This is a genomic window from Azospira sp. MPR-E4, assembly GCF_058809645.1.
Genome location: NZ_JBXAST010000023.1, coordinates 39549 through 49344, shown reverse-complemented (window position 1 = coordinate 49344; position 9796 = coordinate 39549). Strand labels below are relative to the sequence as shown.

The following is a 9796-nucleotide window of genomic DNA, read 5'->3' as shown; positions in this document are numbered from 1 at the left end:
GCCCTGCCCCCCCTGCTGGCGGGCAAGGCCGTGGCAGTGGCCCGGGACGCCGCCTTCTGCTTCGCCTATCCGGCCAACCTGGAATGCCTGACAAACCTGGGGGCCCGCCTCGTCCATTTCTCGCCCCTGGCCGACGCCGCCCTGCCCCCCTGCGACGCTGTGTGGCTGCCCGGCGGCTACCCGGAACTGCACGGTGCCGCCATCGCCGCCAACCGCTCCATGGCTGCCGCCCTGCAGGCCCACGCGGCCGCCGGCAAGCCCCTGCTGGCCGAATGCGGCGGCATGATGAGCCTGTTCGAAACCCTGGTCTCGGTGACGGGGGAAAGCACGGCCGGCTTCGGCCTGCTGCCCGGCGAGAGCCGCATGCAGAAGAAGCTGGCCGCCCTGGGCCTGATGGCCGCCGAACTGCCGGAAGGCCGCCTGCCCGGCCACAGCTTCCACTACTCCACCAGCAACACGCCCCTGGAACCCCTGGTACGGGCGCTCAAGCTCACCGGCAACACGCCGGGGGAGCCCATCTACCGGGTCGGCCGCCTCACCGCCTCCTACGTGCACTTCTACTTCCCCGCCAACCCGGAGGCGGTGGCCCGGCTCTTTCTCTAGGGCTCAGCTGTCCTCGTCGGAGAGCACCACCTTCTTGCCCGAGTAGTCGAACTCCAGGCCGCCGCTGAAATAGCGGATCACGCCCCGGCCGAGATAGACCAGCACCACATAGCTGAGGGGGGCGAACAGCACCACCCAGGGGAGGGACAAGAGGTCCGGGTGGATGACGGTCATGCTGTCGCTGAGGAAGGGCAGCTTGATCAGCACGCCTTCCTCCAGCAGAAGCTGGGGCATGCCGGAGAGCCAGAGCATGGCCGCCAGGCAATAGACGAAAGTGGCCGACAGGGCCTTGCGCCGGCTCATGCCCAGATAACGGGCATACACGAACCAGAGGCCGAAGAAGATCCCGGCACCGACCATGGCGGCCACCGCCTCCAGCTGCCGGCCGCTCAGGATGAGGGTGGACAGCAACAGCACCAGGGCGCTGACGTTGCTCACCACGATCAGGGGATTGCGCCCCATCTCCCGCAGGGTTTCCCCCAGGCGCCCTTCCCGCCGGGCATCGCGCAGCTGGCGCCAGGCCCCCAGGGAGACCCGGCCCACATCCCGGGGCAAGGCGTCCTTGAGACGGTACAGGGCCAGACGGGGCACGTAATGGCAGGCTGCATCAAGGCAGGACTCCCGCAGCAGCTTCCAGCGATTGAAACCGGCCTTGGCCGTGCGCACCGTTTCCCCAAGCGACAGGTCCTCCGGCATGAGACGGTCATCCACCTCCGCGGCCGCTTCCCGGCGCTCCCGGTAACACAGGCGGAACAGGCGCAAGAACTGCCACAGGCCGTACAGCACCACCGGCAGCCCCAGCAGGCCCCAGTAGGAATTGAGGGGCGAGGCCGGTGCCGCCTCGCGGCTGCAAGGAGTCATTTCCAGCAAGGGCAGCTTGACCTGGTAGCCGCTGTCCACCAGGAACTTCACCTTCTCCGGATCGCTGGTTTCGGAGATGCAGCCGGAAAAGCTCTCCGGCACCAGGGTCACGGCCACCTGGGTCAGATTGTTTTCGTCCGTGTCCTTGGGCGTGGGCACCTTGTAGAGGATGCGGGCCTCGGGCTTGCTGTCCGCCGGCGTGTCTTCGGGCACGAGGATGAAGCTGAGGGAATTGATGCGGTGGAAACGCTCGGTGTACAGCAGGTCGCTACCGATGTCGCCACCCTTCAGGGTCAGGCGGGAGGAGGGTAACTCGCCGCTACGGTGCACCGTCTCGAAATCCGCCTCCATCCACTGGGGCGGCGCCGACGGAAAGATGGTGTCGTAGGCACCGAGGACGAAGACCAGCGCAATGACAAAGGCCCAGGTTCTGAACAGCATGAGCAAAATCCCCCTGTTTGGATCTATTTGTAATGGTCGTGAATGCTATACGGGATTGGCCCCGTACGGTGCTCTCTGGCATCATTGCCCCCATGAAAAATCTGCCTCTCAGCTTCATCGTCATGGAGTTTCTCGGCCTGCTCTGCCTGGTGCCCGCCGTGGCCAGCCTGGCCGGATTCGGCGCCCTCCTGCATCCCATCCTGGCCGACAGCGGCGCCGGCATCGCCGCCCTGGTGACGGCCGTCTCCCTCATCATTTCCGGCTTCTTTCCCTTCGTCCTGCGTCGCCTCATGGTGCAGGAAGAGGAGCAGGACGCCGCCAACCACCGCGGCGGCTGAACCCTGAGGCCTAGGCGGCCCCTGCGGCGGCCGGCTCCAGGGGCAGGGTGACGCGGAAGGTGGAACCCTGGCCCGGGGCGCTGCGCACTTCAATGCGGCCGCCGTGCTTCTTGACCACGATGTCGTAGGAGAGGGAAAGGCCCAGGCCCGTGCCCTTGCCCACCGGCTTGGTGGTGAAGAAGGGCTCGAAAATGCGCTTCTGCACTTCCGGCGTCATGCCCTTGCCGGTGTCCTGCACCTCCATCCACACCCCGTTTTCTTCCCTGCCCGAGCGCACGGTGATGGTGCCGTGCTCAGGGATGGCGTGGGCCGCGTTCACCAGCAGGTTCATGAACACCTGGTTGATCTGGGCCGGCATGCACTGCACCAGGGGAATGTCGCCGTACTCCCGCACCACCTCGGCCTTGTACTTGAGCTCGTTCCACACCACGTTGAGGGTGCTTTCCATGCCCTTGTTGAGGTCCGCCGTCTGCAGCTCGGCCTCGTCCACGTGGGAGAAATCCTTGAGGTCCTTGACGATCTTGGTGACCCGGGCCAGGCCCTCGTCGGACTCGGCCAGCAGGGCCGGCAGGTCGCTCTTCAGGTAGGCCAGGTCCGCCTCCTCCCGCACCTGCTGCAGGGCGGCGAAGGCCGGGCCGCTGTCCGGCAGGTGCTGCTCGTAGGTGTCGATGACCTTGAACAGCAGGGCGATGTCCTGCTTCAGGCTGCCCAGGTTGGAATGGACGAAGCCCACCGGATTGTTGATCTCGTGGGCCACCCCGGCCGCCAGCTGGCCGATGGCCGCCATCTTTTCCGACTGCAGCAATTGCTGCTGGGTGCTTTCCACCTTCTGCAGCAGCCGCGCCAGTTCGGCCTGCTCCGCCGCCAGGCGGACGTTGGCCGCCGACAGCTCCCGGGTGCGCTCCTCCACTTTGGCCTCCAGTTGCTGGTTCATGGCCGCCAGGTCCCGGTTCTGCTGGGACACCAGGTGGTAGAGGCGGCCCAGGGCGTCGAGCAGGGCGCTGGTGCTGTCGGCCACTTCGCCGCTCTCGGCGGCGAAGGCCTCGGCGGCGGACTGGCCGGCCTGGACCCGGGACATCTGGCGCGCCATGACCTGGTCCTCGCCCAGGATGTGCACCGTCAGCCAGGCGGCGAGAAAGCCGTGCACCGTCTCCGCCGGCTGGCTGAGGGAGGAACGGGCCTGCCACATGGACAGCAGCTGCTCGACGAACTGGCGGTGGTGCTGCACGTGGAGGTCCTGGTGGCGGATGTCCAGGCCCAGCTCCGTCATCAGCCGCTCTTCGTCGGCGAAATGCAGGTGGGCGTAGTCGGCCAGCTGCTTGAAAATCTGCTGCAGGGCCTCGTCGGTGCCCTCGCCCTCGGCCAGCAAAAGGTCGCCGACCCGGTTGACGATGTCCACCAGATGCCGGTGCTGGGCATCCACGCTGGGGATGCCGGTAACGAAACGCTCATCCCAGACAAAAGCTTCCATGACCCTCCCTGATCCTAGGACACGATTGCATGCCGATAGGGTACAGCGCCGGCCGCCGCCCTGCCACCCGGCAACACCCTAGTTCCCGGGCGGGGTGAAGCCGCAGGGTCAAATCTTCATCTCACTTCATGGCCGAGGGCAGGCGCAGCACCGAGCCGGCCACGGCAAATTCGCCCCAGCCCCGGTGGTGCAGGGTGCGGGGACGCTTGCGCGGTTCGGCCCAGGCGGCCACCACTTCGAGCACGAACAGGTTGTAGCGCGCCACCCAGCCCCGGTCGTGCACCACGCACTCCAGGCTGGCATAGCACTCGTCGATGAGGGGAGCGCCGACCCGGGAGGCGGGACTCGGCGTCAGGCCGGTGAGGCGGAACTTGTCGCGGCGGCGCCCGTGACTGTTGCCGCAGGCCACCACCTGGGGCGCCAGGTTGGCGGTGGGAATGTTGAGCACGCACTCGCCGTTGGCCTCGAGCCAGGCGAAGCTGTCCTCCCGGCCGCTGACCAGGACGCCCACCAGGGGCGGCTCGAACTCCATCATCATGTGCCAGGAGAGGGTCATCACATTGGGCCGCCCGCCCCGGGGATCGGCGGTGGTGAGCAGCAGCACCGGGCCGGGTTCCAGCAGGCGGTAGGCTTCTGCGAGGGGAACGGACTGTTTTTTCATGGCGGGCTCCGGCGGGCAGAACCCTTCCATCATAGCCAGCCCGGCGGCATACGGCTCAGTAGAACCAGGAAATGCCCGCCGTCAGCCGCCGCGCGTCGGTGTCGCCGCCGCTGCCGCCGATGGCCACGTCCGCCAGCAGGCCCTTGCCCACCACCCGGGCGACGCCCAGCAGCCAGTGGTCGATGCGTTCCCCCAGGGGGCTGCGCACGAAGCGCGCCTCCGCCGCCAGGCCCCAGCCGTGCAGGGGGCCGGCATCCCACAGGCGGAACCAGTTCACGCCCCACTCGCGCCCCTGGTGGGGCTCGCCGGGACGCCGCCGGTCCTGGGAATAGCCGCTGCCGAAGGTGCCCAGGTCCGTGTCCAGGTTGAGGCTGAAGCCCCGGGTGTGGCTGTGGTGCTCCTGGTCCTGCAGGCGGTTGGCGCCGGCAAAGGCGGCCACGTGGAGCCCGTTCCAGGCCGGCAGGGCGTATTTGAGCAGCACCTCCCGGGAGGCGGCGCGGGAACCGCTGCCGTCGTCGAAGAGGGTGCGGGAACTGCCCTCCAGGCCGACCACGGCGCTGAAGCCGGCGCCCAGGCCGAAGGTGGCTTCCAGGGGCGTCACCGTGCGCCGCCGGGTGCCCCGCTCGGGCCGCAGCTCCCGGTCCACGCCGGCGGTGAGATGGCCTTCGCCCCACTCCACCCGGTCTGCCGGCTCGATGCCGAAGGCGCGGAAATGGAAGTCCGTCTCGGAATCCATTTCCGCCTCGGCCCGGGCGCCCCAGGCCAGGAACAGCGAGCACAGCAGCAGGAGCATGCGCATGGCGGCGTCCTACCGGGCCGGACGGCGGTGGCGGGCCGTCTCCAGGTGTTCGCAGAGGCGGGCCGCCCCTTCCAGGATGCGCGGCGTGTGGCGCTGGATCAGCTCGGGCGGGACGAAGAAGAGGTTGTCCCGGGCCACGGCGGTGATCTGCTTCCAGCGCTTCCAGTCGTCCAGCCACTCGGGCCGGGAATCGCCCATGCCGCTGGCGATGATGGCTTCCGGATTGGCGGCCAGCACCGCTTCCTCGCTCACCTTGGGCGCCATCTGCTCCACCTGGCCGAAGACGTTGCTGCCGCCGCACAGGCTGATGACGTCGGAAATGATCTGCTGGCGGCCGACGGACATCAGGGGCTGTTTCCATATCTGGTAGAAGGTGGGCACCCTGGGCTGCCCGGAATACTGCTTGCGGATTTCCGCCAGCCGCGCGCGGAAGCGGGCGGCGTCGCCGTTGGCGACGGCACTGGTGCCGGCCAGCTGGCCGAACTTCTCCAGCTGTTCGGCCACGTCCTCGATGCGGTTGGGCTGGGAGATAAAAACGGGGATGCCCAGGCTGCGCAGCTTGGCCACGTGGCCGGGGGCGTTGCCGCTTTCCCAGGCGATGATGAGGTCGGGGCGCAGGGCCGCCACCGCCTCCAGGTCCAGACGGGAGTAGCCGCCGACCCGGGCGATCTTCTTCGCCGCCTCCGGATAGTCGCTGTAGTCCACGGTGCCCACCACCTGCCCGCCGGCGCCGGCGGCGAAGAGGTTTTCCGTGACATGGGGCGCCAGGCTGACGATGCGCCGGGCCGGGGCCGGCAGCCGCAGGGTCGCCCCCGTGTCGTCCTTGAGCACGATGTCGGCGGCCTGGGCGGCGCCGCCGCAGAGGGCCAGGGACAGCAGCAGAACGGCTTTCATAGATCCTTCCTCAGTTCGTTGAGGGCGCCTTCCAGGCGGCGCCATTCGTCGTCGCTGCCGGGCAGGCCGAAACGCAGGCTGGAGGAGCCGTCCACTTCCAGGAACAGGCGTACCAGGATGCCGCGGCGGGCCAGCTCGTCGTACACCCAGTCGGCCCGGGGATGGGGCAGCCAGCGGAAGAGGCCGGTGCCGGTGCTGGCCCCCAGGCTTTCCTGCAGCAGGGTTTCCAGGCGCTCGGCGGCCACCTGCAGCTCCTGGCGCATGTCGGCCTGCCAGGCCCGGTCTTCCAGGGCGCAGCGGGCCACCCAGCGGGCCGGGCCGGCCACCGGCCAGGGGCCCAGGGTGTCGGCCAGGGCCTCCAGCAGTTCGGGCCGGCCGATGGCAAAGCCGACCCGGGCCCCGGCCAGGCCGAAGAACTTGCCCAGGGAACGCAGCACGATGATGTTGGGCGCCGCCTTGGTGCCGGCCAGGTCGGCCAGGGAATCCCGGGGATCGGCGTCGGCAAAGGCCTCATCCACCACCAGCAGGCCGCCCCGCTTGGCCAGGGCCCGGGCGGCGGCGCGCAGGCGGCGGGCGGTGATGCGCTCGCCGGTGGGATTGTTGGGGTTCACCACCACCACCACGTTGTGCTCCTTGGCCACCTCTTCCAGCCGGGGCGGGGCGAAGGGGGTGACGGCCCATTCGGCCTTGACCCAGGCGGCCGCGTGTTCGGCGTAGGACGGAGCCAGCACCGCCGCCCGGCCCGGCGGCAGCAGCTTGGGCAGGGTCTGGATGGCGGCCTGGGAGCCGGCCAGGGCCAGCACGTGCTTGGCCCCGTAGTAATTGCGGGCGGCCGCCTCCAGGCCGTCCTCCTCTTCCGGCAGGCGCTGCCAGGCATTGATGGGAATACCGGGAATGGGATAGGCCCAGGGGTTGATGCCGGTGGACAGATCGAGCCAGTCCGCCAGGGGAATGCCCCACTGCCGGGCTGCCTGGCGCAGGCGACCGCCGTGTTCAAGCATGGAAGACCTTTCCGAGAAGGAACTGCACCAGGGCGATGAGGGGCAGCAGGGCGACGATGGCTGCCAGCCACAGGACCAGGCCGCGTTGCACCAGATGGCTGGCCCGGTCGATGTCGAAGGCGGCGGCAGGACGGCCTTCGCCCAAAGACGGGCGCTGTTCCTCCCGGCCGTGGTAGATGGCGGCGCCGCCCAGGAGGATGCCGAGGGAACCGGCGCCGGCAGCCATCACCGGGCCGGCGTTGGGGCTCTCCCAGGTGGGGGCCTGGGCTTTCCAGCAGGCCAGGGCCTGGCGGGTGTTGCCGAGCCAGGCGTAGGTCAGGGCGGTGAGGCGGGCGGCGGGCCAGTTGAGCAGGTCGTCGAGGCGGGCGGCGGCCCAGCCGAAGTGCAGGAAGCGCTCGTTCTTGTAGCCCCACATGGCATCCAGGGTGTTGGCCAGGCGGAACAACAATGCGCCGGGGCCGCCCAGCAGGGCGAACCAGAAGAGGGTGCCGAAGACGGCGTCGTTGCCGTTCTCCAATACCGATTCGACGCAGGCCTTGGCCACCCCGGATTCGTCCAGGGCGGTGGTGTCGCGGCTGACCATGTAGCCCACCTTCTGGCGCGCCGTGGCCAGGTCGCCGCCGGCCAGGGGCACGGCCACGGCGTCGGCGTGTTCCTTCAGGCTGCGGGCGCCGAGGGCGAAGTAGAGCAGGCCGGCGTCGGCCAGGATGCCCAGCCAGGGCGTGGCGCTGGCCCAGGCGGCGAGCAGCACCGGCGGCAGCACGGCGAAGCTCCAGGCGAGCAGGCCGAAAACGCGCAGGGCGGAGCGGGAGGCAACGGCGGGCGGCGGCCGCAGGGCTTTTTCCAGCAGGTTGGCCAGGGCGCCGAAGGCCACCAGGGGATGGCCGCGACGGGGCTCCCCCAGCAGCCGGTCGAGACCGACGCCGAGAAGGGCGGCTAAGGGCAGGGCAAGCCAGCTGGGCATGGGATAATCCGTGGTTTCAATCAGACCCCGGGCGGGGGCCGCACAGAGCGGCCGGCCGACCGGGCAACAGTGCCGGCGCTTTTGCAGCGTCCTGGCACGAAAGAGCGGATTTTAAATGAATAAGCCCACCCTCATGGTCCAGGGTTGCACCTCGGACGCGGGAAAGAGCACCGTGGTGGCGGCCCTGTGCCGTCTGCTGCACCGGCGCGGCGTGCGCGTGGCGCCCTTCAAGTCCCAGAACATGGCCTTGAATTCCGCCGTCACCGTGGACGGCGGCGAGATCGGCCGGGCCCAGGCCCTGCAGGCCCTGGCGGCCGGCCTGGAGCCCCATACCGACTTCAATCCGGTGCTGCTGAAACCCAACACCGACACCGGCGCCCAGGTCATCATCCACGGCCAGGCGGTGGCCGACCTCAACGCCCGGGACTACCACGAGTACAAGCCCCGGGCCATGGCGGCGGTGCTGCAATCCTACGGCCGCCTGTGCCAGCAATACGAGGCGGTGCTGGTGGAAGGAGCCGGCAGCCCGGCGGAGATCAACCTGCGGGACCGGGACATCGCCAACATGGGCTTCGCCGAGGCGGTGGATTGCCCGGTGGTGCTGGTGGCCGACATCGACCGGGGCGGCGTCTTCGCCCATCTGGTGGGCACCCTGGCGCTGCTCTCGGAGAGCGAACAGCAGCGCACCGTGGGCTTCCTCATCAACCGTTTCCGCGGCGACATCAGCCTGCTGCAACCGGGACTGGACTGGCTGGAGGCCCGCACCGGCAAACCAGTTCTGGGGGTCCTGCCCTACCTGCACGGCCTGTACCTGGACGCGGAGGATGCCGTGGCGCGCACCAGCCTGGATGCGGGCCCCAGCCAGGGCCGCCGTCTCAGGGCCGTGGCGCCTGTTTATCCGCGCACCTCCAACCACAACGACCTGGACCCGCTGCGCCTGCATCCGGAAGTGGATTTCCGCTTCATCGGCCCCAACGAGGCGCCGCCCCAGGACGTGGACCTGATCGTCCTGCCCGGCTCCAAGAGCGTCCAGGCCGACCTGGCCTGGCTGCGCCAGCATGGCTGGGACACTGCCCTGCGCCGCCACCTGCGCTACGGCGGCAAGGTCATCGGCATCTGCGGCGGCCTGCAGATGCTGGGCCGCCGCCTGCACGACCCCCTCGGCCTGGAAGGCGCCCCCGGCTCCGCCGACGGCCTCGGCCTGCTGGACCTGGAAACCTCCCTGGCGGCGGAAAAGCAGCTGCGCAACGTGAGCGGCCGGCTGTGCCTGCCCGGGGACGCGGCCCTGGCCGGCTACGAAATCCATATGGGCGTCAGCCACGGCCCGGCCCTGGAGCGGCCCGCCGCCATCTTCGCCGACGGCCGCCCCGACGGCGCCCTGTCGGCGGACGGGCAGATCCTCGCCACCTACTGCCACGGCCTCTTCGACCAGCCCGAGGCCCTCGCCGCCCTGCTGGCCTGGGCCGGCGCCGACATGGGCTTCGCCCCGGCGCAGACGGTGGACCCGGTGGCCCGGCGCGAGGCGGACCTCAACCGCCTGGCCGACGCCACCGCCGCCGCCATCGACTGGGACAAGTGGCGCGCCGCCCTGCCCGGCCAGCCCTGGTAGCGCTGACGGGGTTGCGGCGACATTCCCGGCAGCGATTTTTCGCGCTTTTCCCGCCCGCCTCCCGAGGCAAAAATGCTGTGCCGCAACAAGCAGTTGTGGATAACCGCTCTTTGCGTCCATTGGGAAAAACCCGCATACTTCCGCTCTTTTATTT

At 69.4% G+C, this 9796-nt stretch carries 9 protein-coding genes and 1 pseudogene; 3 read left to right on the top strand and 7 right to left on the bottom strand.

Features of this window, described 5'->3' with window-relative positions; translation table 11 throughout:
* Positions 1-603, top strand: a pseudogene (locus tag AC1RTA_RS09075) (cobyrinate a,c-diamide synthase); the annotation flags it as partial.
* 3 nt (positions 604-606) lie between these two features.
* On the opposite strand, the gene AC1RTA_RS09070 reads toward AC1RTA_RS09075, so the two are convergent.
* Positions 607-1905, bottom strand: coding sequence for a hypothetical protein (locus AC1RTA_RS09070; protein WP_492784554.1), 1299 nt, complete (start codon positions 1903-1905; stop codon positions 607-609).
* A 92-nt stretch (positions 1906-1997) separates the two neighbouring features.
* Here AC1RTA_RS09070 and AC1RTA_RS09065 point away from each other — a divergent pair, with 92 nt between their 5' ends.
* Positions 1998-2243: a hypothetical protein gene (locus AC1RTA_RS09065; protein WP_130459805.1), complete on the top strand. Its 246-nt coding sequence runs from the start codon at positions 1998-2000 to the stop codon at positions 2241-2243.
* Positions 2244-2253: 10 nt separating this feature from the next.
* Here AC1RTA_RS09065 and AC1RTA_RS09060 read toward each other — a convergent pair whose 3' ends face one another.
* The 6 genes from AC1RTA_RS09060 to cbiB form a co-directional block, all read right to left on the bottom strand.
* Positions 2254-3714, bottom strand: coding sequence for an ATP-binding protein (locus AC1RTA_RS09060; RefSeq protein WP_492784553.1), 1461 nt, complete (start codon positions 3712-3714; stop codon positions 2254-2256).
* A 121-nt stretch (positions 3715-3835) separates the two neighbouring features.
* The gene (locus AC1RTA_RS09055; protein WP_492784552.1) at positions 3836-4375 is read right to left on the bottom strand and encodes a flavin reductase family protein; all 540 of its coding nucleotides are present in this window, start codon (positions 4373-4375) and stop codon (positions 3836-3838) included.
* Positions 4376-4430: 55 nt separating this feature from the next.
* Positions 4431-5174, bottom strand: a complete 744-nt coding sequence (locus AC1RTA_RS09050; RefSeq protein ID WP_492784551.1) for a hypothetical protein — start codon at positions 5172-5174, stop codon at positions 4431-4433.
* Positions 5175-5183: 9 nt separating this feature from the next.
* Complete coding sequence (locus tag AC1RTA_RS09045) at positions 5184-6068, bottom strand: cobalamin-binding protein (protein ID WP_492784550.1); 885 nt, start codon at positions 6066-6068, stop codon at positions 5184-5186.
* Positions 6065-7069: a threonine-phosphate decarboxylase CobD gene (gene cobD / locus AC1RTA_RS09040; RefSeq protein WP_492784549.1), complete on the bottom strand. Its 1005-nt coding sequence runs from the start codon at positions 7067-7069 to the stop codon at positions 6065-6067. Before cobD ends, AC1RTA_RS09045 begins: the two co-directional genes overlap by 4 nt.
* The gene (gene cbiB / locus AC1RTA_RS09035; protein WP_492784548.1) at positions 7062-8033 is read right to left on the bottom strand and encodes an adenosylcobinamide-phosphate synthase CbiB; all 972 of its coding nucleotides are present in this window, start codon (positions 8031-8033) and stop codon (positions 7062-7064) included. Before cbiB ends, cobD begins: the two co-directional genes overlap by 8 nt.
* Before the next feature lie 115 nt (positions 8034-8148).
* Between cbiB and AC1RTA_RS09030 the strand changes: the two genes are divergently transcribed.
* Positions 8149-9642 carry a cobyric acid synthase gene (locus tag AC1RTA_RS09030; protein ID WP_492784547.1) on the top strand — a complete coding sequence of 498 codons (1494 nt, stop codon included), beginning with the start codon at positions 8149-8151 and terminating at the stop codon, positions 9640-9642.
* The last annotated feature ends 154 nt before the right edge of the window (positions 9643-9796 follow it).